22 protein-coding genes are annotated in these 23068 nt (G+C 66.3%); 11 read left to right on the plus strand and 11 right to left on the minus strand.

Annotated features, from left to right (window positions below; all coding sequences use genetic code 11):
- The first annotated feature begins 38 nt into the window (after positions 1-38).
- From AC1RIF_RS16375 to AC1RIF_RS16395, 5 genes are all read left to right on the plus strand, one after another.
- On the plus strand, positions 39-971 hold the full coding sequence (locus AC1RIF_RS16375; protein WP_492602418.1) for a LysR substrate-binding domain-containing protein: 933 nt from the start codon (positions 39-41) through the stop codon (positions 969-971).
- 875 nt (positions 972-1846) lie between these two features.
- A complete protein-coding gene (locus AC1RIF_RS16380) occupies positions 1847-3094 on the plus strand; it encodes an MFS transporter (RefSeq protein ID WP_492602419.1) in 1248 nt (415 codons plus the stop codon).
- 123 nt (positions 3095-3217) lie between these two features.
- Positions 3218-4402: an MBL fold metallo-hydrolase gene (locus tag AC1RIF_RS16385; protein ID WP_492602420.1), complete on the plus strand. Its 1185-nt coding sequence runs from the start codon at positions 3218-3220 to the stop codon at positions 4400-4402.
- 32 nt (positions 4403-4434) lie between these two features.
- Positions 4435-4788: a YidH family protein gene (locus AC1RIF_RS16390; protein WP_492602421.1), complete on the plus strand. Its 354-nt coding sequence runs from the start codon at positions 4435-4437 to the stop codon at positions 4786-4788.
- Positions 4785-5132 (plus strand): DUF202 domain-containing protein, encoded by a 348-nt coding sequence (locus AC1RIF_RS16395; RefSeq protein WP_492602422.1) that lies wholly within the window; start codon positions 4785-4787, stop codon positions 5130-5132. The genes AC1RIF_RS16390 and AC1RIF_RS16395 overlap by 4 nt, the downstream gene beginning before the upstream one ends.
- Positions 5133-7037: 1905 nt before the next feature.
- On the opposite strand, the gene AC1RIF_RS16400 is transcribed toward AC1RIF_RS16395, so the two are convergent.
- The 6 genes from AC1RIF_RS16400 to AC1RIF_RS16425 form a co-directional block, all read right to left on the minus strand.
- A complete protein-coding gene (locus AC1RIF_RS16400) occupies positions 7038-8033 on the minus strand; it encodes an amidohydrolase family protein (RefSeq protein ID WP_492602423.1) in 996 nt (331 codons plus the stop codon).
- Between the two features lies 1 nt (position 8034).
- A complete protein-coding gene (locus tag AC1RIF_RS16405) occupies positions 8035-8556 on the minus strand; it encodes a 3-hydroxyanthranilate 3,4-dioxygenase (RefSeq protein WP_492602424.1) in 522 nt (173 codons plus the stop codon).
- Positions 8553-9020, minus strand: coding sequence for a RidA family protein (locus AC1RIF_RS16410; RefSeq protein WP_492602425.1), 468 nt, complete (start codon positions 9018-9020; stop codon positions 8553-8555). The genes AC1RIF_RS16405 and AC1RIF_RS16410 overlap by 4 nt, the downstream gene beginning before the upstream one ends.
- Positions 9017-9796, minus strand: a complete 780-nt coding sequence (locus tag AC1RIF_RS16415; RefSeq protein WP_492602426.1) for a 2-keto-4-pentenoate hydratase — start codon at positions 9794-9796, stop codon at positions 9017-9019. The genes AC1RIF_RS16410 and AC1RIF_RS16415 overlap by 4 nt, the downstream gene beginning before the upstream one ends.
- A 20-nt stretch (positions 9797-9816) precedes the next feature.
- Positions 9817-11292: a 2-hydroxymuconic semialdehyde dehydrogenase gene (locus AC1RIF_RS16420; RefSeq protein WP_492602427.1), complete on the minus strand. Its 1476-nt coding sequence runs from the start codon at positions 11290-11292 to the stop codon at positions 9817-9819.
- Between the two features lie 92 nt (positions 11293-11384).
- On the minus strand, positions 11385-12143 hold the full coding sequence (locus AC1RIF_RS16425) for a TetR/AcrR family transcriptional regulator C-terminal domain-containing protein (protein WP_492602428.1): 759 nt from the start codon (positions 12141-12143) through the stop codon (positions 11385-11387).
- 121 nt (positions 12144-12264) lie between these two features.
- Between AC1RIF_RS16425 and AC1RIF_RS16430 the strand changes: the two genes are divergently transcribed.
- Together AC1RIF_RS16430 and AC1RIF_RS16435 are read left to right on the plus strand one after the other, a co-directional pair.
- Positions 12265-14028 carry a DEAD/DEAH box helicase gene (locus AC1RIF_RS16430; RefSeq protein WP_492602429.1) on the plus strand — a complete coding sequence of 588 codons (1764 nt, stop codon included), beginning with the start codon at positions 12265-12267 and terminating at the stop codon, positions 14026-14028.
- On the plus strand, positions 14028-14585 hold the full coding sequence (locus AC1RIF_RS16435; RefSeq protein ID WP_492602430.1) for an SWIM zinc finger family protein: 558 nt from the start codon (positions 14028-14030) through the stop codon (positions 14583-14585). The genes AC1RIF_RS16430 and AC1RIF_RS16435 overlap by 1 nt, the downstream gene beginning before the upstream one ends.
- A gap of 13 nt (positions 14586-14598) precedes the next feature.
- Here AC1RIF_RS16435 and AC1RIF_RS16440 read toward each other — a convergent pair whose 3' ends face one another.
- Positions 14599-15384: an MBL fold metallo-hydrolase gene (locus AC1RIF_RS16440; protein WP_492602431.1), complete on the minus strand. Its 786-nt coding sequence runs from the start codon at positions 15382-15384 to the stop codon at positions 14599-14601.
- A gap of 113 nt (positions 15385-15497) precedes the next feature.
- Complete coding sequence (locus AC1RIF_RS16445; protein WP_492602432.1) at positions 15498-16262, minus strand: SDR family NAD(P)-dependent oxidoreductase; 765 nt, start codon at positions 16260-16262, stop codon at positions 15498-15500.
- Positions 16263-16396: 134 nt separating this feature from the next.
- Between AC1RIF_RS16445 and AC1RIF_RS16450 the strand changes: the two genes are divergently transcribed.
- Positions 16397-17047 (plus strand): TetR family transcriptional regulator, encoded by a 651-nt coding sequence (locus tag AC1RIF_RS16450; protein WP_492602433.1) that lies wholly within the window; start codon positions 16397-16399, stop codon positions 17045-17047.
- Between the two features lie 47 nt (positions 17048-17094).
- On the opposite strand, the gene AC1RIF_RS16455 is transcribed toward AC1RIF_RS16450, so the two are convergent.
- Positions 17095-17565, minus strand: a complete 471-nt coding sequence (locus AC1RIF_RS16455) for a RidA family protein (RefSeq protein WP_492602434.1) — start codon at positions 17563-17565, stop codon at positions 17095-17097.
- Positions 17566-17570: 5 nt separating this feature from the next.
- Positions 17571-17735 carry a Sp36 family protein gene (gene sp36, locus AC1RIF_RS16460; RefSeq protein WP_005515911.1) on the minus strand — a complete coding sequence of 55 codons (165 nt, stop codon included), beginning with the start codon at positions 17733-17735 and terminating at the stop codon, positions 17571-17573.
- 54 nt (positions 17736-17789) lie between these two features.
- On the opposite strand from sp36, the gene bagA reads away from it, so the two are divergent.
- Together bagA and bagB are read left to right on the plus strand one after the other, a co-directional pair.
- Positions 17790-18830 (plus strand): ATPase BagA, encoded by a 1041-nt coding sequence (gene bagA / locus AC1RIF_RS16465; protein WP_492602435.1) that lies wholly within the window; start codon positions 17790-17792, stop codon positions 18828-18830.
- A complete protein-coding gene (bagB, locus tag AC1RIF_RS16470; RefSeq protein WP_492602436.1) occupies positions 18827-19966 on the plus strand; it encodes an ATPase BagB in 1140 nt (379 codons plus the stop codon). The genes bagA and bagB overlap by 4 nt, the downstream gene beginning before the upstream one ends.
- A 151-nt stretch (positions 19967-20117) precedes the next feature.
- Here bagB and AC1RIF_RS16475 read toward each other — a convergent pair whose 3' ends face one another.
- Complete coding sequence (locus tag AC1RIF_RS16475; RefSeq protein WP_492602437.1) at positions 20118-20441, minus strand: WhiB family transcriptional regulator; 324 nt, start codon at positions 20439-20441, stop codon at positions 20118-20120.
- Between the two features lie 316 nt (positions 20442-20757).
- Between AC1RIF_RS16475 and AC1RIF_RS16480 the strand changes: the two genes are divergently transcribed.
- The gene (locus AC1RIF_RS16480) at positions 20758-23064 is read left to right on the plus strand and encodes a penicillin-binding protein (protein WP_492602764.1); all 2307 of its coding nucleotides are present in this window, start codon (positions 20758-20760) and stop codon (positions 23062-23064) included.
- Positions 23065-23068 lie beyond the last annotated feature (4 nt).

Raw genomic sequence — 23068 nt, forward strand, 5'->3', positions numbered from 1 at the left:
CGGTATACGTGGGTCACGGTCGTCGCTAGGATTCCCCCATGGACATGCCCAAACTGCTGGACGGGCGCCTCAAGCTCCGCCACCTGCTCCTCGTCGACGCACTTACCAGCCAGGGCAGCGTGGTCGCGGCGGCCGCGGCACTGCACGTCACCCAGCCGGTCGCGACGCGCAGCCTCCACGACCTGGAGTCGATTCTCGGTGTGTCACTGTACGACAGGGGGCCGCGTGGAATCACTCCGACGATCTTCGGCGAGGCGTTCACCGCGCACGCCCGAGCGGTTATCGCGCAGCTCACCCAGGCCGGGCGGCACGTCGTCGAACTCGCCGACGCGGACCGCGGAACCGTCGTCGTGGGAACACATCTCGCCGGCTCGAACGTTCTTCTGCCAGGCGCCATCGCCCGACTCAAGGCCGAGCGACCACTGTTGACCGTCGTGGTCCGCGAGGGCACGCCCGAGATGCTGCTCACCGAACTGCAGTCCGGGCGAATCGATCTCATCGTCGGCAGGCTCACTTCCCCCACCGACGACATGGCGGTGCGGCGCACGCTGTACGCAGAATCGGTGGAACTCGTGACACGGCGCGGGCACCCACTCGCCGACCGCAGCGGAATCCAGCTGGGCGATCTCACGGAGTACCCGTGGATCCTGCCCGGTGTCGAGACGGCACTGCGCCGCGAACTCGAGGAGTTCTTCGCCCGCAACAGTCTCGCCCTGCCCGAGAACCGGGTGGAGGCCACGTCGTTCCTCACGGTACGCCAGTTGCTGCTCGAGACTGACATGGTCGCGGTGCTCCCCAGCCTGATCCCCCGGGACGACGCCCGACTCACCACGTTGCCGATCACGCTGGATCCGATCGGACACAGCGTCGGCATCACCCTCTCGGCGGGCCGCACCCTCAGTCCGTCCGCGTCCGCGCTGGTGGATTTTCTCGCCGAGTTCGCGGCCGAGATCGCGCCGGACCGAAGCTGATAGAACTATTGGTGTCGCTCACGGGATTCGCGTGAGTCAAAAGACAATCCTGCAGCGGTGATCATCTACACGGCCATCGACGAAAATCGTCGGTATCCGCAAGTAATCGTCAATACCGCGCGACCCAGATGCGAATGCTGTAGTCCAAATATCGAAGCAGGTGGACGTCAAGGCAACATCCTCATGACGATCGAGAAACAAAGGGCGGTCTTCCGCACGAACGGCGACCGAAACCACCGATTCTGATGGCGCTCAGGTTTCGACACTCTTGCATCCAGATCGGTGACGCACAAGGTCAAGTTGGCGACCGAGCATCCAGGTCTGGACTCAGGCTTCCTACAGCCCAGGGAACCGTATCGCGCTCGGTGCGCGATCAGCGGGATCGCCGCGGTCGAGCCATCGGAACGTCGAGGTCCACGTCGCACGTGAGGCGGCACTCGATCTCGGGATGAATGGACGCCGACGTTGTCGGACACGACGCGGCTTTTAGGTCGACTAACTCAAAAGACACCCAATACACCTGCAGTGCAACAGTTTTCACCGTTTCGCGCGGGCTGCGAACAAGTCCATGAAGGTGGATCCGCCGATGCCGGACGCGCAGCAGGGACCATTGGACATCGACCATGCGTGAGTACGCACACTACCTCGCAGCTGCGCTCGATGGCTCCAGCAGATCCGTCAGTCGGCTGGAGAAACCCTCCGTCCGGGCTGACAGACAACCAACACCGGGCACCCACAAGCGCCCTACCAGGCGATATGCCTGTTCCGCTATGCACGTAAGCAAGAAGCGCATTCGCTTCCTATGGGAAAAACCACCATTCTCAGAGATGTTCAGCACACGACGTCCGTTCGTCGTCTTACGGAGGTATAATCTCATGTCCTCGGACCCGCCTGCAGCACGCACGATCGCGATTGGACTCGTGTTCCTAGCAGTACTCACAGACGGTTTCGATACCGCCATCCTTGCGCTGCTCGTCCCCCATCTCGCCGACGAGTGGGGCGTCAAAGCCGCCACGTTCACCTACCCCCTGGTACTGACCAACGTCGGCGTAGTGGTCGGATATCTGTGTTGCGGAGTACTGGCCAAACACTTCGGGCACAAGCGACTCCTAGTCTCCGGAGTCGCGTTGTTCGGCGTCGCCACACTCGCAAGCGCGGCAACGTTGCACTGGGAGTCGATGCCCGTCCTGGCAGGCACTCGCGCGTTGACCGGCCTCGGTCTCGGGATCGTGCTGCCCGTGGCGGTGATTGTCGGCACTCAGAATGGTCCCGCGGCACGCAAACAGACGATCACCGTGTTCGTCACGATGGGATTGATCACCGGGGCGACGGTCGCAGGCTTCGCCGGCTCGTCACTCATCGCCGCCGTCGGTACTCACGGCGTGCTCTGGGTTACGGGCGCAGTCCCGCTGGTTCTGGCTTGCCTGCTCGGCTATCTCGTACCGGCGACGAGCGATGTCGGCGCGGGCACCGACAAGAAGGAATCCACCACGGCGCAGATCCTTGGCACCGAAATCCGCAACTCGACATTGATCCTCTGGGCCGCGACCTTCTTGACCTTCGTTGTGAGCTACACACTCAAGTCATGGCTTCCGACGCTTTTCGGCGACTACGGACTTTCCCGTTCCACGGCAGGGCTTGGTCTCGCCTTCTTCAGCCTCGGCGGCGTAGCCGGTGGGCTGGTTCTCATGGCGATCTCGGCGAAAGTTGGCACCGTCCGTTCGCTCGTGGGGATGTCTATGGTCGCCGCGCTCGCCGTCATCGCGGTCGCCACGGTTCCGATGGGCACCACCGGCCTGATGTTGCTCATCATGGTTGCCGGTCTGGGCATCACGGCTTGCTCGATCGGACAAACGGCCACAGCGGTCGCGATCTACGAAGAGGCGGCCCGCACTACGGGAGTGGGTTGGTCTGCGGCGCTCGGGCGGATCGGATCGATCGTCGGCCCTGCGATTGCCGGCGTGCTCCTCGGATTCGCCTGGCCTGCACAGGACATCGTTCTTCTGCTCGCCCTCCCGATTCTGGTGACTACCGGCTGCTGGCTGCTTCTGTCGAGACGAGTGACTCGGCCGGAGAAAACAGCCCGGAATGGGGTGGAAGCGGATGCGGGTATCAAACTCTAACTTTCGCCAGCAACGCACAATCAAGGCTGACACCGAGACCGTGCCGGCGCTCAGCACCCGCACCATCCGACCAAAGCCCCGAATCCGTGAACCGGTTCGATTTCAACAAGGAGAGATGTCATCATGACCAGCACCTCAGAGCTCGCTGCATCCCGATTCGCCAGCGGCTCCCTCGTTGCGCCAGAGACTTCACCGAACCACATGCCGGTGAGTGACGAAGGCACCTACGTGGTCCTACTCGGCACCCAAGGGGGCCCGATCCCCGGCAAGCGCGCCGCCACCTCCAGCGCGCTGATCGTCGATGGCGACATCTACATCGTGGACGCGGGAAGTGGGCTCCCGATCCGGTTCTCCGAAGCAGCACTGGATTTCAAGAAGGTGCGGGCAATGTTCATTACCCATCTTCATTCCGATCACGTCGCCGACTACTTCAACTTCTTCTCCCTCAACTGGACCAATTGGGACCACGAGCGACAGACTGTCCATGTCTACGGCCCCGGACGGGCCGCCGACAACGGGCCGGCGGGGTCGGACGCGCCGGGTCTTCCGGCACTTCCTGCACCGATCGTGACACCAGAGCTGTCGACGCCCGGCATCTGCGACATCACAGAATTGTCGATCAAAGCCAACGCTTACGACCTCAACGAGCGGCTTCGGTCCACCAGGCGAAAGGGTGGGACTCCGCTCGACCTGACCGGTCAGGTGGGGAGCCCGATGCTTGTTCCACACGACATTCCCACTCCACTGGAGTCGAATGTCGAGAACTGGTGCCCTCAAATGGACCCACTCCCGGTGTACGAGGACGAGAAGGTCACAGTCACCGCAATACTCGTTGATCACCCTCCGGTCTATCCTGCGTTCGCCTTCCGCTTCGAGACTCGACACGGTTCCGTAGTGTTCAGTGGCGACACCTCGCCGTGTGACAATCTCATCGAACTGGCGACGGGATCAGATGTGCTCGTCAACGAGGTGATGGACCTCGAGGCAGGTATCGACAAGTTCAAGGGCACTCCGATCCACGACACGATGACTCGACAGTTCACGAGTGCACACACGACGCTTCGCGGCCGTCACCTGCCAGACGGAACATACGTCCCCGGCGTCGGAGAGGTCGCGCGCATGTGCGGCGCTGGAGCTCTGGTCCTCAACCACCTTTACCCAGGAGACGGGAGCATCACCAACGACGAGTTCAGACTCGGTGCGAAGCGCGACTACGACGGTCCAGTCGTGGTCGGCGACGACCTCACGGTGGTCAGTCTCACCCGGACCGACGCAGCAACCTCACCACAGGCAACTCTTCGACGTTGACGAATCATCAAAGCCACAGCGATCCAACGAAAGTGAGTGACAAGCGCTGGCCACGACAAGTCTTTGCCGTCGGAGAAGAGCCAGACTATCGATTCTCGTTCGCCAACGAGCGCACCTTCCTCGCGTGGATCCGAACAGCTGTAGCGCTTGTGGCCGGTGGAGTCGCCCTGCACGCAATCGAGCTTTCGATGGCGGACGTCATCCAACGGGTCTTCGCATCCATCTTGGTAGGGCTCGGGATGGTCTGCGCCACCGCGGCCTGGTTACGTTGGGCCGCAGCTGAACTAGCGATGCGCCAGAAGAATCCACTGCCAACCTCCCGCATGTTTCTCGTCCTACCGACAGTCATCGTGGTCCTGACCATCGTCGTCGTGGCGACACTGTGATCAACGACTGCACCGCCGACCGTGCACCACGAAATGGGGACGACGCGGGTCTCCAGAACGAGCGGACTGCACTCGCATGGCAACGCACGGCACTCGCGGTTCTCGCTTCGGCCACAATCGTGGCGCGGCTGACGTACAGAGTCATCGGATGGCAGGCGGTGATGGGGATCATCCTGGCACTCGGCCTAGCCGGTTCGATGATGGCACTCAGCCGCTCTCGGTATCGGCGGGCGCACGCGGACGTCGAGAACGAATGCGGACGCGGGGGAATGGACACTCTCATCATCACCCTCGTCGTCCTACTGATGGGGATGCTCACCGAAACAGTCGTCGTCTTGGGATGACTCGCCGTAGCGATTCGATCGACTCAGATGATCTTGCTGAAGTTGTTCGATGACGTGGGAAGAATCGACCTCGGGCAATCCGAGAGGGATGAGTGGTATCTATAGGGCGGATGACGCGGCCCTCCCGGGCGACCACCCCCAGCATCTGGCACGTCGTTCGGGAGGCGTCCGCCTGTCTACCATCTCTGATCGATCCCGGCGCCGCCGCGTTCCGAAACTCACGCGGATCACGCGACCGGAACTCGATGACCTAATTGCTGCTGGCGATCACCGCGCTCATGGAACGGGGTGTTGGGTTCCGTTCGGTGACTGATCGATCGACACCACCACCACCGCTGGGAGGCGCTCGCCGATTTCGAGCCCTCTTTCGTTTTGCAAGGCCACGGTAGGCCTCTCCGCGGCCGCCATCGAAAGATGATGTCAGCCGAATCGAACAGGCGCAGAATGCGTGAAGGCCTCGAGGCAGGTCGCGATCGCGCAAATCCTCGGTGCCAGCCGCACCACCCTGTACCGATACCTCGGCCCAGAAGCACCGAACAAGAGCAAAGGGAGATTGTGTCGTCTCAACTGTTCTTGGTTTGGGGAGGTATGCCGTAACTTCACACAGCAGACTCGGTCCACGCCGGCATCCGCGGGAGGGTTCAGTCGTGGCCCCCTCTGCGGTCACATTCGGTCAATCCAACCCAGGTTTCACATTGTTCGGGATTCTCCGCGATGAACGCTCGACACTGCTGCAGAACCTGACAGGAACGACAAGTGCGACCACGAACATTGCCTCTGACTCGTCAGTCCGTCCGTCATCGCGGAACTGGCTCGAACTCTATGGCGGTCGCAGTCAGTTGCGTCGCCCCTTTGGCGCGTTCTCACGCCGTCGATCGACCCTCGCCATCCGACGATAGCCTGCATTGGAGGAGAACGCATGGAACTCGCAATCAGGACGAATTCTTCACTCCCTCAATACATATTGATGCTCTCGGCGCGGTAAAAGAAGCCGACTTCTGGATCGCCGGCTCGAGTTGCCTCACCTGCACCTTGTCGGCCAACGCGCTCCGCAAGAAAGGCAACGTTGCGGAGTAGCGAAGGACCTGAAAGTGATCCCGCCCATTGCCATTCGCAGCGTCTATGCGCTCGCCCGCATCCTCGGCGTGTCGCATCTCGCGCGGAGTCCGCGCGGAACAACCCCACTGGGCCTATTTCAGGGACGCACCAACGGAGCTCGCCGTGCCGTTCTCTGCAGCTTACGCGGGGCGATCTATGGCCGAGCTTGCAGACGCCAGCGCGGCATCACGTTCGGACGCACTGCGCGGGTTCGCAGCGTGCATTTCCCCCGGCTTTCTCGGCCGTCAAGATCGAGAGACAATCTCGAGAACATCTTGGTCGCCGAGGGCCCTCCCGCCGCTCCACCCGGGGAGCTTCAGGCGGGACGCCTCGATCTCATCGTGGGAGGGTGACCGCGTAATCGGACCGGCGATTCATGCTCGACAAGCGATACTACGAATCGATCTACTTCGCGGCACGCGTTCGCCATAGGGCCAGCCCAACCCTCAGTTGACTTACCTGGGTGACTACCCTTGGATATTCCCTGGGAAAGGCACAGTGTCTGCGTCGCATGCTAGAGAAGTTCTTCGCCGAGCGCGGTTTCGCGATGTCCAGGAACCTGGTGAAGCCAACGACACTCCTTACCGATAGGCGACCCTTTCGGATCGGGCATGTTGCCGCCTTCCCGGTTCGTTTCCGGTGGACGACGCAACGGTCACCCTGCTGCCGATTGCATCGGACTTAGTCAGTCACAGTGCCAGCGTCACCCTAGGCATCCAACCGCGACCGGACTCCTTCAGATCAGACCCGAACAGCGAAACTCCACGACGCCCCAAGAAGATGGTGCCGGACAAGGCAGATTCGAAATCATTCCAAATTCAGGAACCTTCGAGCGTTTCCGTGCAAGACCAGCCGTCGCTCCTGTTCAGACAGGAACTCGCTCTTGCGCACAACCTCCCCCACCGGCCGCTCCCCCAACGGGTACGGGTAGTCGCTACCGACCATGACGCGGTCCACGCCGACGGTGTCGACCAGCAGGCGCAGGGCTCGGTCGTCGAACACCACCGAGTCCACGTAGAACCGGCCGAGGTAGTGCGACGGTGGCATCTCGGAGGTACCGATGATGTCGTTGCGCCGATGCCACGCGTTCTCCATCCGCCCCAGCCAGAACGCGAAGGATCCTCCGCCGTGCGCGAATCCGATCCTCAGACGGTCGTCGATGCGATCGAAGACGCCGCCGAGGATCAGCGCGAGGATCGACAGGTGGGTCTCCGCCGGCATTGCGGTGAGCCACTGCGCCATCCATCGATTCAGCCGCGGCGACGAGTCCATGTCCCACGGGTGGACGAACACCGGGACGTCCAGCGACGCGCAGTGCTGCAGGAACGTCACGACTCCCTCGCTGTCGAGGTCGCGGTCGCCGACATGATTGCCGATCTCCACACCACGATGCCCGTTGGCGACGCACCGCTCCACCTCACGGCAGGCGGCGTCCGCGTCCTGCAACGGCACCTGACAGAACGGGATCAGCCGATCCGGGGCGGGTGCGACGATCTCGAGCGCGAGGTCGTTGAAGATCCGTGAGATGCGGGCGGCCTGCTCGCCGGTACGGCCGTAGTTGAAGAATGCCGGCGTCGGCGAGACCACCTGGGTCCGAACACCGTCGGCGTCCATGTCCCGCAGCCGGGTCTCCGCATCCCACGCGTCGGCCTGGATGCGACGGAACTCCTTGGAGCCCATCATGATGACGGCCTCGGACTCGCTCTCGACCCGCAGCCACGGCGCCTCCGGGCCGGCGTCCGCGGTGAGATCGGGCCAGCCCTTGGGGACGTAGTGGGTGTGGATGTCGATGATGCCGCTCACGTCAGCCCTTTCCGGGGTGCAGGGCGCCGCAGTTTTCGCACGTGCGCGCCTGCTCGTCCTCGTAGAACTGCACGAACACCGGCGGCAGGTCGGCGACGATGTCGCGCACCTGCAGTTCGATCTCGTGAATGAGGTGGTTGCAGTCGAGGCAGTACCACTGGAACTTCTCGAGCGTGCCCTCGCGACGGACCCGTTCGATGACCAAACCGATCGATCCCGCCGTCGGACGCTGCGGCGAGTGCGGCAGATTGCCGGGGAGCAACCACGTCTCGCCCTCACGGATGTGGACCCGCTGGGGGCCGTCCTCGGTCATGACATCGACGTGGATGTCGCCCTCGAGCTGGTAGAACCACTCCTCGTACGGGTCGAGGTGGTAGTCGGTGCGCTGGTTGGGTCCGCCGACGACCTGGACGATGAAGTCGTCGCCGAGCGCCATCGTCTGGTTGTTCACCGGCGGCGCGAGCAGGTGGCGGTTCTCGGCGATCCACTTCTGGAAGTCGATGACGGGCGGGATACTGGTCACGAGGGGTCCTCCGAGTCTGCAGTGACTGTGGTGTTCTTGCGTCGGTCGGCGGGCAGGTACGCCACGCCCTGGATTTCGATCAGTAGGTGCGGGTGCGGAAGCTGGTGCACCGCAACGGTGGTGCGGGTGGGCCCGGTCTCGTCGAACATCTCGGCGTACACCTCGTTGTATCCGCCGAAGTCGTTCATCGACACCAGGAACGAGGTGACCTGGACGAGGTCGCTCAGCTCGGCGCCGACCTCGGCCAGGATTGCCGCGATGTTCTCGATCACCGCGCGAGTCTGCGCCCGGATGTCGAGCGTGGTGGTGCCCATCTCGTCCACCTCGACGCCGACGAACGTGTTGTCCGGCCGCCGCGAACTGGTGCCCGAGACGTACACGAAGTCACCGGCGATCTTCACGTGTGGGAAGCGTCCGCGCGGGGTGGCGAGGCGTTCGATCACCTTGGCTGCGTTGTCGCTCATGCGATTCCCTTCACCGTCACACTGCCCAGACCGTCGATGTCGCACCGTGCGACACCCGCGGTGAGCGGGATCGCCGCGGTCGCCGCGCCCGCGAGGACGACGTCCCCGGCGCGGAGCGGGATGCGCCGGCGCCGGCTCATGTCGAGCAGTGCGTGCAGTGCGTTGACGGGATCGTCGAGGATCGCCGCGGTCGAGCCGTCGACGGACCGACCGCCCGCCTCGAGTCGCACCGCGAGGTCGCCGACGCCCCGCAGGGGCTGCCACGGCCCGATCACGTACGCGGCCGCGGACGTGTTGTCCGCGACGACGTCGGTGTAGGTGAAGCGGAAGTCCCGGTACCGGGAGTCGATGATCTCCATCGCGGGGGCGACAGCGTCGACGCAGGATTCGATGTCGACCGTCGGATCGTCGAGGTCCACGTCGCGCGCGAGGCGGTACGCGATCTCGGGCTCGATCTTGGGGTGGATGAACCTGCGCAGGTCCACATCTCCCCCGTCCTCGACGCACATCGCGCCGGTCAGTCGGCCGACGATCACGTCGGAGACACCCATCTGGGCCATCTTCGCCTTGCTCGTGAAACCGAGCTTGACTCCCACCAGCGTCTCCCCGCGGTCCAGACGACGTCCGACCAGCGCCTCCTGGATGCGGTACGCGTCGTCGACGTCCACTTCGATGTCGTCGGCGAGACTGAGGGTGTCGTGCACCCCGGTCTGCGCCTCGTCCAGTCGCCCGGCAAGAGCGTCGATCTCGTTGCTGTCCAATGTCTTCGCTACCATCGATCCTCTTCTCTCGGAAGTCACAGCGCCACGCACACGTTCGTCGGCTCGGTGTAGAAGTGCAGCGACGACTCGCCGCCCTCCCGACCGATACCGGACAGTCCGACACCGCCGAACGGCGATCGCAGTTCCCGGGTGAACCACGTGTTCACCCAGGAGATTCCGACGTTCATCTTCTGCGCGACACGATGACCGCGACGCAGGTCGTTGGTCCACACCGATGCGGCCAGACCGTACTTGGTGTCGTTGGCCAGCGCGACCGCCTCATCCTCGGTGTCGAAGGGCACCAGCGCGGCGACCGGCCCGAAGATCTCCTCGCGGAGCACGGGGTCCTCGTTGGTCAGCCCGGTCCACAGCGTGGGTTCCACCCACGATCCGAACGCGAACTTCGCACCCAGGTCCGGGATTCCGCCGCCGGTGAGCACCTTCGCTCCGGACTGTTCGGCCATCTTGAAGAAGCTCATGACCTTGTCGCGGTGTGCCTGCGAGATCAGTGGCCCGGTGGTGGTGCTCGCATCGTTCGGGTCACCGAGCCGCAGGGCCTGCGCCCGTTCGACCAGCCCGGACGCGATGTCGTCGAAGATCGATCGCTGCACGTATACCCGTTCGGTGCACAGGCACACTTGACCGGTGTTAGTGAACACCGACTTGGTCAGTCCGGTGAGCGCCTCGTCCAGGTCGACGTCGTCGAACACGATCGCGGCGTTCTTGCCACCGAGTTCGAACGAGACCGGACGCACTCGCGGCGCAACGGTTTTCATGACGTGCGAGCCGGTCGCGGACGAGCCGGTGAAGGTGACACCGTCGATGCCGGGGTGGGTGGTGAGGTACTCGCCGGCCGAATTACCGCCGAAGCCGTGCACCACGTTGTACACGCCGGCCGGAAGCCCCACCTCGGCGAGCACGTCGGCCAGCAGCGTCGCCGTCGCGGGCGTCTCCTCGCTCGGCTTGACCACCACCGCGTTGCCGCACGCGAGCGCGGGCGCCACCTTCCAGGTGAGCAGCAGCAGCGGCAGATTCCACGGCACGATCACCGCCACCACACCGAGCGGCTTGCGCACCGCGTAGTTGAGCGCCTGCCTGCCACCCGCGAGGTCGGTCATGAACGATTCCTGACCGGCGGCGGCCGCGACGTCGGCGAAGGTCCGGAAGTTGGTGAGCGCGCGGGCGACGTCCAGCTCGCGGGCCTGCGTGATCGGCTTGCCGGTATCGGCCATCTCGGCGGCCACGAACTCCTCGAATCGCTCCTCGATGCGGTCCGCGGCCCGGCGCAGCAGTGCCGTGCGCTCCCGGACCGGGGTGTCGGCCCACCCGTTGTCGAGCGCGCGACGGGCGGCGGTCACGGCACGGTCGACCAGCACCTGATCGGCCTCGTGCACCTGGGCGAGGACCCGTCCGGTCGCGGGGTCGACCTGGTCGAAGCCGCGCTGCGGGTCGGGATCGACGAATGCGCCGTCGACGAAGTTACGGATCCAGCCGTCGAGGGTTGAAGTCATGGATCAATGGTCGAGCCCCGATCCATGCCGAACAAATACTAAAACAGCTTCACCCCATGCCCTCACGGGCATACGTCCCGCGCAGCGCCCGTTCAGTCTGCAGAGACCTCGCGCTCGATCCCGTCCAGTAGCTTGGCAAGCCCGTACTCGAACGCACCGTCCGGATCTGCGGGCGCCTGGTACAGCTCACCAACTGTCGAGCCCACCCGCGACGACAGCGGGAACAGACTCGGCGGCATGGCCGCAGCGAACAACGGGCCGTGCACCTCCCACCACTCGGCGTCGCTCAGTTGCCACGTGGCGGCGATCGCTGCGACCGCCACTCGGGCGTTCCCGGTGGCGAACTCCGACAGCACCGCGATCACCTGGTCCATCGCGACGTCCGACAGGCCGATCCCCTCGATCGCGGCGAGCTGCAGTTCGTAGCGGCGCATGCGCCCCGGACCGAGAACGAGCCGCCAGGGCGGCACCTCCAGGAGCCAGGGGTGCGCGATCAGCTCGGCGCGGACCTGGCGGGCGATGGCCGCCATCCGCTCGCGCGGTGAGAGCTCCCCGGAGATCGGGGTGGTGTCCTCGTCGGCGACCGCATCGACCATGAGGATCGTGAGCGCATCCTTGCTGGGGACGTAGGTGTACAGGCTCATCGGCCGCAGGTCCAGCTCGGTGGCGACCGAGCGGATGGAGACGCTGGCGTAGCCCTCCCGGTCGGCGAGCGCGATCGCCGCGGCGACCACCGCATCGACACTGACCGTCTGCTTCGGGCCACGCCTGGCGGGCTGCGGCGGAAGCTCGTGCCGCCACAACAGGTTCACCACCTGTTTCGCCTGCTCGGCGCTGATCTCCTCGGCCACGGAGCCCCTTCGGAACAAATCCAGTACGGTGTACGTTGTCAAGGATACTCCGTACACCATACGCCACTTTCGGGGGTCTACTCTGCCCAGCACACACGCCACCTACCTACCGGATCGGCACATGTTCGCGCTCTGGACGTGGACGGGCCGCGGCACCGGTCCGGCCCCGGGCGTCCGGGGTGACCGCGAAACCATCGCGCTCGCGCTCCCGGTCGGCGTGGGCGGAGCGATCGAGGTTGCCGACGTGGACACCAGGCTCGTGGACACCACGACCCTCGCCGCACTGACGCTCGAACCGGCGGGAGAGTCGGTGGCGCTGTGGCAGGGCGCGGTGCGCGCCACCGACCGCGCCCCGCGCACCGCGCCGGCCGCCGAGAAACCGTCCCTACCCGTCGCGGCCCACGCGGTGCCCAACGCTTCGGGCACCGCGATCGTGTCGGCGGAACACGCCGTTCGCGTCCTGCACGAATCCGAGGCCGTGACGGCGGAACTACGTTCGACGCTGCACGCGCAACTCCGGCCCTATCAGGCACGCGGCATCGGTTGGCTACGGGAGACCGTCGACGCTCACGGCGGCGCGGTGCTCGCCGACGAGATGGGACTCGGCAAGACCGTGCAGACCATCGGCTTCCTCCTCGGTCGCGCGGAGGCCGAGCCGCAGCTCGTGGTCTGCCCGACGTCGCTCGCCGGGAACTGGGCACACGAGATCGGGCGATTCGCGCCAGGACTGAACGCGACGGTGTGGCGCGGCGGAGAGGTCCCCACCGGACCGGGAACCGTCGTCATCGTGGGATACCCGACCTTGCGCATCCACGGCGAACTGCTTGCCGGACAGCCCTGGCGCACGGTGGTCTTCGACGAGGCACAGGCGCTGAAGAATCCGCGCACCCAGATCTCGAAGGCCGCGCGGGCGCTGGACAGTGCGGCGAAGATCGCGCTGACCGGCACACCGGTGGAGAACCACCTCGACGAGCTGTGGGCACTGGTGCGCCTGGTAGCGCCGCGGCTGCTCGGGCACCGGGCACAGTTCCGGCGGCGGTTCATCCAACCGATCCAGGAGGGCTCGGTCGCCGCCGCGACACGGTTGCGCGATACCATCGAGCCGATCGTGCTGGCGCGCAAGAAAATCCAAGTAGCCGCGACGCTACCACCGAAGATCCACAACGACGTGCTCTGCGATCTCACCGCCGAACAGGAGGAGATCTACGACCTCTTGCTCGCGGAAGCCATCGACGACGGGTTCGGCTCCGGCATCGAACGCCACGGCCGCGTACTGGCGGTACTGACCTCGCTGAAGCAGGTCTGCAACCATCCCGGGCTGGTCACCGGCGAGCTGGGTGTCCTGGCCGGCCGGTCCGGGAAGCTCGACCTGTGCACCGACATCCTGGCTACCAACCTGGAAACCGGCAGCCCGACACTGGTCTTCACCCAGTACCGCCGAACCGGTGAACTACTGGTGCGCCATCTCGTCGATCGGTTCGGCGTTACCGCGCCGTTCCTGCACGGCGGGCTGCCCCAGGCCGAACGCGCCGAGATCGTGTCCCGGTTCCAGTCCGACGACGGACCGCCGGTAGTGATCCTGAGCCTGCGTGCCGCCGGCACCGGCCTGACACTCACCCGCGCCGCCGACGTCATCCACTTCGACCGTTGGTGGAATCCCGCGGTCGAGGCACAGGCCTCCGACCGGGCACACCGGATCGGCCAGACCCGCACGGTCACCGTCACCACGCTCACCTCGACCACCACCGTGGAGGAACACATCGCGGGCATGCACGATCGCAAGGCTGCACTCACCGATCTCAGTGACACGGCGGGTATCGCCGCTCTCGCGGGGCTCGACGACGACCAGCTGATCGAGATCCTTCGCCGCAAGAGGGAGAACTGATGGTGGACAACGAATTCGGATACACCGCGTGGGGCATGGACTGGGTGCGCCTGGCCCAGCCGCTGCGCCAGAGCGGACCTGCACGCCTGCTGTTGCCTCGTGCACGCAGCCTCGCACGCAACAACCTCGTGAAGGCCACGATCGAGGGACGTATCGTGCGCGCCGCCATCCACCGCGGGGGGCAGGCATCGGTGACCCAACTGGAGGTCGCACCGCTGACCCGAGCATCGATCACCGGTATCGCGGCGATCGCCCCGGACACCACCGTGCTGACCGACGATGTCCACCAGGCCATCGTCTCGGCCGGGATCGCACTGGCGCCCGTTCTCGCGGACACCGACTGCTCGTGTTCGGCGCGCTCCGCGCCGTGCCTGCACCTGCTCGCCGTCCTCTACGAAATCGCGCGCCGAGTCGACGAGAATCCCCAACTCGCCCTGGAGATCCAGGGCTACACCACTGCGGCACTGCATGATTCGGACGGAGCGATGCCGACCACGCGCTGGACACCCGTCAGCGCGCTCGATCCGGCGGCATTCTTCGAGAGGGCATCGGGCTGAGCCCCGGCGAGACTCAGCCGCGCAGGTACTCCAACTGCACCCGCACCGACTGCTCGGCCGCCGGCCACAGGGTCTCGTCGACGTCGGTGTAGACGTGTTCGACCACCGCACGGACGTCGGCGTCGGCGCCCAGGGCGTCGAGAGCGCCCCGCACCTGCGCGAGCCGCTCCTCGCGGTGAGCGAGGTAGTACTTCGCGACTGCTTCGAGGTCGGGCAGTTCGGGTCCGTGCCCGGGCAGGACGGTCCGGCCGGGGCCGAGTTCGATGAGGAGCCGCATCGACTCCAGGTAGTCGCGCAGATTCCCGTCGGAGGCGTCGAGGACCGTGGTCCCGCGACCGAGGATGGTGTCGGCGGTGAGGACCGACCCCTCCCCCTCGATCACGAAGGACACCGAGTCGGCGGTGTGCCCGGGGGTGCGGAGCACACGGAGCGTGAGTCCGGCAGCCTCGATCAGGTCCCCGTGCTCGAGGCCGCCACCACCGCCGCGACGAAACTCCTCGCGCACGGCCCGCACCGGAGCCCCGGTCAGTTCGTAGAACCGATCGAGGCCGCCGGTGTGGTCGTGGTGTCGGTGCGAGACCAACGTCAGAACCACGGTGCCGATGCCCGCGACCCGCGCGAGGTGCTCGGGGTCGTCGTCGCCCGGATCGACCACGATGCACTCGTCGCCGCCCGGGCTGCGCAGGATCCAGGTGTTGGTGCCGTCGAGCGAGTACATGCTCGGGTTGTTCTCGAGCATGACCGCGGCAATCGGCGTGACCTGGCGCAGCTGGGCGTAGGCGGGGTGCTGAAGCGTCATGGACGCCCCTTTCGTGACGGGCCGACAGCGTCTTCGGCGGAACCGAGCATCACTGTACGACTCCCGCCACGCCGCGGCCGTCCCGGACGACACCTAGTGCGCGGCAAGCGCACTCACATGTGGGTGCCGCCGTCGATCCGGATCTCGGTGCCGGTGACGAACTTGCCGTCGTCGGAGGCGAGCATCGCGATCACACCGGCCACGTCCTCCGGCGGTGCGAAGCCCTCGCCGATCCACGGGTACAGCTTGCCGATCAGGCTCGGGTCGACGTCCTCCGGGAACCCCGGGGCGCTGGTCATGCCGGAGGCGATGCTGCCCGGCTCGACGGCGACGGCGCGCAGGCCCTGCTTGGCGTACTCGAGCGCGATCGCGTGGGTGAACGAGCGGATGCCGCCCTTGGTGGCGGCGTACGCGGCCATGTAGGGGTGCGCGAAGTGCGCCGACGTGGAGCTGAAGTTCACCACGACGCCCTTGCCCGCCTCGAGCAGCGCGGGCAGCGCCTCGCGGGTGACCAGGAACGTGCCGGTCAGGTTGACCCCGACCACGGTGTTCCAGAATTCCAGGGTGGTCTTGTCGGTGTGCGACGACCGGAGGATGCCGGCCGCGTTGACCAGCACGTCGAGTCCACCGAGACCATTGATCGCGCCACCGATGTTCTCCCGGACCGAGTCCTCGTTCGAGATGTCCACGACGGCGGTGGTCAGCCGATCTGCGGTGCCGGCCGCGCTGGCCCGCTCACGGGTCACCTCGAGCCCGGCCTCGGACACGTCGGCGGCGGCGACGATGCCGCCCTCCTCGAGGATGCGGGCGACCGTGGCCTGCCCGATGCCGGACCCGGCACCGGTGATGAGTACTCGACGTCCTTCGAAACGCTTCATGGTCTCTCCTGAGTCATCTAGAGTCGTGTTGTGGATCTGATGGCACAGTAGGCCGATATGGCACGTTGTGTCACGTATTTCTTCGGAACAGGACCGGTAGTCTGCGATCCGACACCAGCGGAGGAACCCAGAACATGCCCGGCGCACAGCCCGTCACGTCGCTGACCGAGCGGCGCAAGGCGGAGACGCAACTCGAGATCTCCCGGCGCGCGGCCGAACTGTTCTCCGCGCGGGGCGCGTCCTCGGTGACCGCGGAAGAGATCGCCGCGGCCGCAGGCATCGGCCTGCGGACCTTCTACCGCTACTTCCGCACCAAGGAGGACGCCGTCGCGCCGTTGCTCGCGGGCGGGGTGACCGGGTGGATCGCCTACCTCACCGAGAAGCAGGACGATGCCGTCGAGACCTCGGCCCGTCAGGCGATCGAACGCGCGACCCGGCGCGCCCTCACACCGGCCGACGACGTCGCCGAGGAGATGCTGAACTGGACGCGCGGGCTGCTGAGGACCGTGCACAGCGAACCGGGACTGCACGCGGTCTGGCTTCGCGTGCAACACGATTCGGAGGAAGGTCTGGTCGGCGCCCTCACGGCGCTGATGGGCCCGGACACGGACCCGCTGATCGTCCGTCTGACGGCCGCTTCCGTCAACGCCGCGATGCGCATAGCCGTCGAGACGTGGTCGGCGACGGACGCCCCCACCACCGGCCCGGGCGGACCCGCCGAGCTCGCGGAGCGATGCATGCGCACGCTCCTCGACCACCCCGCACTCACCACTGAAAACAACTGAGCCGCATCCCCTTCCGGGAATGCGGCTCAGCGAAGGCCGGGACGCGCTCAGCGCACCTCGGCGATGAGCTCCACCTCGACGGGTGCGCCCAGCGGCAGTTCGGCCACGCCGACCGCGGAGCGGGCGTGGATACCGGCGTCGCCGAAGACCTCACCGAGGAACTCCGACGCTCCGTTGATCACGCCCGGCTGACCGGTGAATCCCTCGGCCGAGGCGACGAAGCCGACGACCTTGACGATCCGCACGATCGAATCGAGACCGACCAGCGCGTCGATCGCGGCGAGCGCATTGAGAGCACACGTGCGGGCGGCGGCCTTCGCGTCCGCGTCGGACACGTCCGCGCCCAGCTTGCCGGTGAGCGGCAGCTTGCCGTCCACGAACGGCAACTGGCCCGAGGTGTAGACGTGGTCACCGGTGCGGACGGCCGGCACGTACGCCGCGACGGGGGCGGCGACCGGCGGCAGTTCGATGCCGAGCTCGGCCAGGCGCGCGGTCCAGGTCTGTGCGGTGTCTGCCACGCGCCTCAGCCCTTCGGACGCTTGAGGTACGCGACGTGCTGCTCACCGGTCGGACCGGGGAGAACCGTCACCAGTTCCCAGCCGTCGCCACCCCACTGGTCGAGGATCGCCTTGGTCGCGTGCGTGAGCAGCGGCACGGTCGCGTACTCCCAGGTAGTCAATTCACTCATGCCGGTGAGCCTATCCCCCGCGCGTGCGGGCTCCTCGATATATAGGCTCGTGCCGTGGCAGCACCGACAGACACAGCCGCGCAGGAGCGGTCGAACCCCGGCGAGCCTGGATGGCCCGCCAACGCCGAGACGGCGCGCCTGCACTTCGTCTCCGGCAAGGGCGGCACCGGCAAGTCCACCGTCGCTGCCGCTCTGGCACTCTCGCTCGCAGCGGGCGGACGACGCGTGCTGCTGATCGAGGTCGAGGGTCGGCAGGGCATCGCGCAGCTGTTCGACGTGCCGCCGCTGCCACCCCAGGAAACCAAGATCGCGACCGCGGACGGCGGCGGCGAGGTGGTGGCGCTCGCGATCGACCTGGAGACGGCATTCCTCGAGTACCTCGACATGTTCTACAACCTCGGGTTCGCGGGGCGCGCGATGAAGAAGATCGGGGCGGTCGAGTTCGCGACCACCCTGGCTCCGGGCCTGCGTGACGTCCTGCTCACCGGCAAGATCAAGGAGTGCGTGGTCCGCACCGACAAGACCGGGCGGCGCGTGTACGACGCGGTCGTGGTCGACGCCCCGCCCACCGGACGGATCGGGAAGTTCCTCGACGTCACCCGCGCGATGTCGGATCTCGCGAAGGGCGGTCCCATCCACTCGCAGAGCCAGGGCGTGGTGCGACTGCTGCATTCGGAGGAGACCGTCGTGCATCTGGTGACGCTGCTCGAGGCACTGCCGGTGCAGGAGACGGCGGACGCGGTGGCCGAGCTCGAGGCCGCGGACCTGCATCTGGGGACGGTGATCGTCAATCGCACCAACACCCCGTTCCTGCCCGACGACGCCCTCGCCGACGCCGCGAAGGGCCGGATCGACGCGGACGCGATCCACACCGGCCTGGCGCAGGCCGGCATCACGCTGTCCGACGACGACTTCGCCGGTCTGCTGACCGAGACGATCGAGCACGCGGCCACCCTGGCCGCACAGGACGAGAGCGCCGCCCAACTCGACGAGGTGAAGGTGACCCGCATGCATCTGCCCGCCCTGGTGGACGGCGTCGACCTGGGCGGGCTCTACGAGCTGTCCGAGTGCCTCACCGAGCAGGGTGTGCGATGAACCCGCCGCGGACCGCCCCGGCCCTCGACCTGGCCGGCGTCCTGACCGACCCGAAGACCCGGATCGTGGTCTGCTGCGGCGCCGGCGGCGTCGGCAAGACCACCACCGCCGCGTCGATGGCGCTGCGCGCGGCCGAGCAGGGCCGCCGGGTGGCCGTGCTGACGATCGACCCCGCGCGACGACTCGCACAGGCACTGGGGGTGCAGGACCTCGACAACGAGCCCCAGCTGGTGCAGCTCGCGCCCGGCTCGACCGGCGAGTTGCACGCGATGATGCTGAACATGCGCCGCACCTTCGACGAGATGGTGCTCGAGCATTCCACGCCGGAGAAGGCGCAGCAGATCCTGGCGAACCCCTTCTACCAAACTGTCGCGACCTCGTTCTCCGGCACGCAGGAGTACATGGCGATGGAAAAGCTGGGCCAGCTGGCCGCGGACGACCGGTGGGATCTGGTGGTCGTGGACACCCCGCCGTCGCGCAACGCACTGGACTTTCTGGACGCACCGCAGCGGTTGGGCGCATTTCTCGACGGCCGGATGATCCGACTGCTCACGGCGCCGGGGCGCGGCATCGGTCGCCTCGTCACCGGTGCGATGGGCCTCGCGCTGAAGGGCGTGTCGACCGTCGTGGGCAGTCAGATGCTGTCCGACGCGTCCGCGTTCGTGCAGTCCCTCGATTCGATGTTCGGCGGCTTCCGGGAGCGTGCGAGCCGCACGTACCAGCTGCTCCGCCAGGAGGGCACCCAGTTCGTGGTGATCGCGGCCGCGGAGCCCGACGCGCTGCGCGAGGCGGCCTTCTTCGTCGACCGCCTCACCGGCGACGACATGCCGCTCGCCGGCCTGGTGCTGAACCGGACGCATCCCACGTTGTGTTCCCTGCCGGCCGATCACGCCCTCACCGGCGCCGATCTGCTGGACGACAGCGAACCGGCGGAACCGGCGAACGAGCTGACCTCGGCGGTCCTGCGAGTACATGCGCATCGCGCAGTCACGGCGAAGCGGGAGATCCGGCTGCTGGGCCGCTTCACGGCGGCGCATCCGCGGGTGCCGATCATCGGGGTGCCGTCACTGCCGTTCGAGGTCTCCGACCTCGAGGCACTACGCGCCGTCGGAGACCAGCTCGCGCGGCAGGGCTGACACGTTCGAACGGGTCCGAAGGGTTCGAACCGGTTCCGTCAGGTCTGGACAGACACGAGCAGCGGCGTCTGAACGCCGCTGCTCGCGAACAAGTTGGGTTTACGGATCGGACCTACTCCCCGACGAGGACCGAACACTTGTGGTCCGAGGTTCAGACCGCCGACTGGTGCTGACGCTGCGCCTCGAAGAAGTCGGCCCAGGACTCCACCTCGGGATGCTGCTTGAGCAGAGCGCGCCGCTGACGTTCGGTCATGCCACCCCACACACCGAACTCGACGCGATTGTCGAGGGCATCGGCACCGCACTGCATCAGGACCGGGCAGTGTCGACAGATGGTGGCCGCCTTGCGCTGGGCTGCGCCACGTACGAAGAGCTGATCAGGGTCTACTTCACGGCACCGGGCCTGTGCGACCCACTGGATCCGAGCTTCTGCTTCCTCATAGTCGAGCCGTGTGGCTGTGGCGGTCATGTGCATTCGGTTCCCCTTCAGTCCGAACGCCGTTCCCCACGGCGTTCAGGATGTTCACGCAATCGCTCTCGGTAGCACGTGAGGACTGCACCACATTCCTAATCCAGTGTTAGCTGTATCACACTGACTTCAGCTAATTTAGGTAAAGAACGCGCCGGGCGCAAGATCAGCTACCAAATTTCTGGTACGCCCGTGCATGCTTCGCGGCAATTGCCCGAGTCGATCCGCTCCTTCACCCCCGGACTCCCCCGCCCGAGCGGCTGTCCACCGGGGCAATCGGTTCGTTCGACGTACTCTGTAGGGCGTGTCGAGAGCCAAAACGATCGCCAAGCTCGCGGGATGTTCCGCACTCGCAGGTGTCCTGCTCGCCGGGTTGATGTTTCCGCTGGCAGGAGGCTTCGGGTTCGCGTCCAACCGTGCCGCGGACGCCGTCAACAACGTGTCGGCGGAACTGGTGGAGGGCACCGTCCCCGCCGTCTCGACGATGACCGATGTCGCCGGAAATCCCATCGCGTGGCTGTACGAGCAACGCCGGTTCGAGGTACCCAGCGATCAGATCTCCAACGAGATGAAGCTCGCGATCGTCTCGATCGAGGACAAGCGCTTCGCCGACCACCACGGTGTCGACTGGCAGGGCACACTGCGCGCGTTCATGACGAACACCACCAGCGGCGAGGTCCAGCAGGGCGCGTCGACGATCGACCAGCAGTACGTGAAGAACTACCAACTCCTGGTGGTCGCACGGAACGATGCCGAGCGCCGCGCCGCGATCGAGACCACGCCGGCCCGCAAGATCCGGGAGATCCGGATGGCGCTGACGCTGGACAAGAAGCTCACCAAGGACGAGATCCTCACCCGGTACCTCAACCTGGTGCCGTTCGGTAACGGCTCGTTCGGTGTGCAGGACGCCGCGCAGACCTACTTCGGCGTCGACGCCAAGGATCTGAACCTGACGCAGTCCGCGATGCTCGCGGGCATGGTGCAGTCCAGTTCGGCGCTCAATCCGTACACCAACGAGGAGGGCGTCCTCGAGCGCCGGAACACCGTCCTCGACACGATGATCGCCAACATCCCGGACCGGGCGAACGAGATCCGGGCAGCCAAGGACACGCCGCTCGGGGTGCTGCCCGAGCCCAAGGCGTTGCCGCGCGGCTGCATCGCGGCCGGCGACCGTGGATTCTTCTGCGACTACGCGCTGCAGTACCTCGCCGCATCCGGCATCAGCCGCGAGCAGATCAACAAGGGCGGCTACACGATCAAGACGACGCTCGACCCCGCCGTCCAGGACTCGGTCCATTCCGCGCTGGTGGCGAATGCCAACCCTCGACTCGACGGCATCGCGAACGTCATGAACGTCGTCCAGCCCGGACAGGACCAGCATCGTGTCCTGGCGATGGGTTCGAGCCGTGACTACGGCCTCGACACCGCGAAGGAACAGACCGTTCAGCCGCAGCCGTACACGCTGGTCGGTCACGGCGCCGGCTCGATCTTCAAGATCTTCACGACGGCGGCCGCGATGGAGCAGGGCCTGGGCACCAATGCGATGCTCGACGTCCCCCGCCGGTTCGAGGCGCGCGGCATGGGCAACGGCGGCGCGCGGGGATGCCCGGCGGCCACCTACTGCGTCGAGAACGCCTCCCCCAACTACGCCGCGAAGATGTCGGTCACCGATGCGCTCGCGCAGTCGCCCAACACCGCGTTCGTCAAACTGATCGAATCGACCGGCGTCACACCGACCGTGGACATGGCCGTCCGGCTGGGTCTGCGCTCGTACACCGCCACAGGCTCGTCCGGCTTCGGCGACCAGAGCATGGCGGAGATGCAGAAGTCGCAGAACCTCGGCTCGTTCACCCTCGGCCCCACCTGGGTCAACCCGCTCGAGCTCGCGAACGTCGCCGCGACCCTCGCCTCGCACGGCAAGTGGTGCCCGCCGACGCCGATCGACTCGATCACCGACCGCGAGGGCAAGCCGGTGTCCATCACGCAGGACGCGTGCGAGCAGGTGGTCGCACCGGGTCTGGCCGACACCCTGTCGGTCGCGCTGAGCAAGGACGACGCACCGGGCGGTACGTCCTTCGGTGCGGCCAACGCAGCGGGCTGGAAGCTGCCGATGTCGGGCAAGACGGGAACCACCGAGTCCCACATGTCGTCGGGCTTCCTCGGCTTCACCAACAGCCTCGCGGGCAGTGTCCTGGTCTACGGCGACTCCACGACGCCCGGCGAGATCTGTTCCGCACCGCTGCGACCGTGTGGTGACGGCGACCTGTACGGCGGTACCGAACCGGCCCGCACGTGGTTCCAGGCGATGATGCCCGTCGTCGGGAACTTCGGCCCGACGGCGCTCCCCCCGGTCGACGACAAGTACGTCAACGGATCGCAGAACGCCCAGGTGCCCGACGTCGTCGGAATGACCCAGGACGCCGCGACGTCCGCCCTGAAGGCGGCCGGTTTCACGGTGAACGCGGTCGGCACCAAGTCGGACGCGCCCCAGGGCAGCATCACCGGCAGCGCGCCGTCGGGGCTTGCGGTACCGGGTTCCGCGGTGACGATCTATGTCAGCGACGGCTCGGTGAAGGCGGCGGCGCCCGGCATCCCGGCACCGCGGCCGGGCACCACTCCCGGCGGCTGATCGA

This window comes from Prescottella sp. GW823-FHT02E09, from assembly GCF_058797375.1.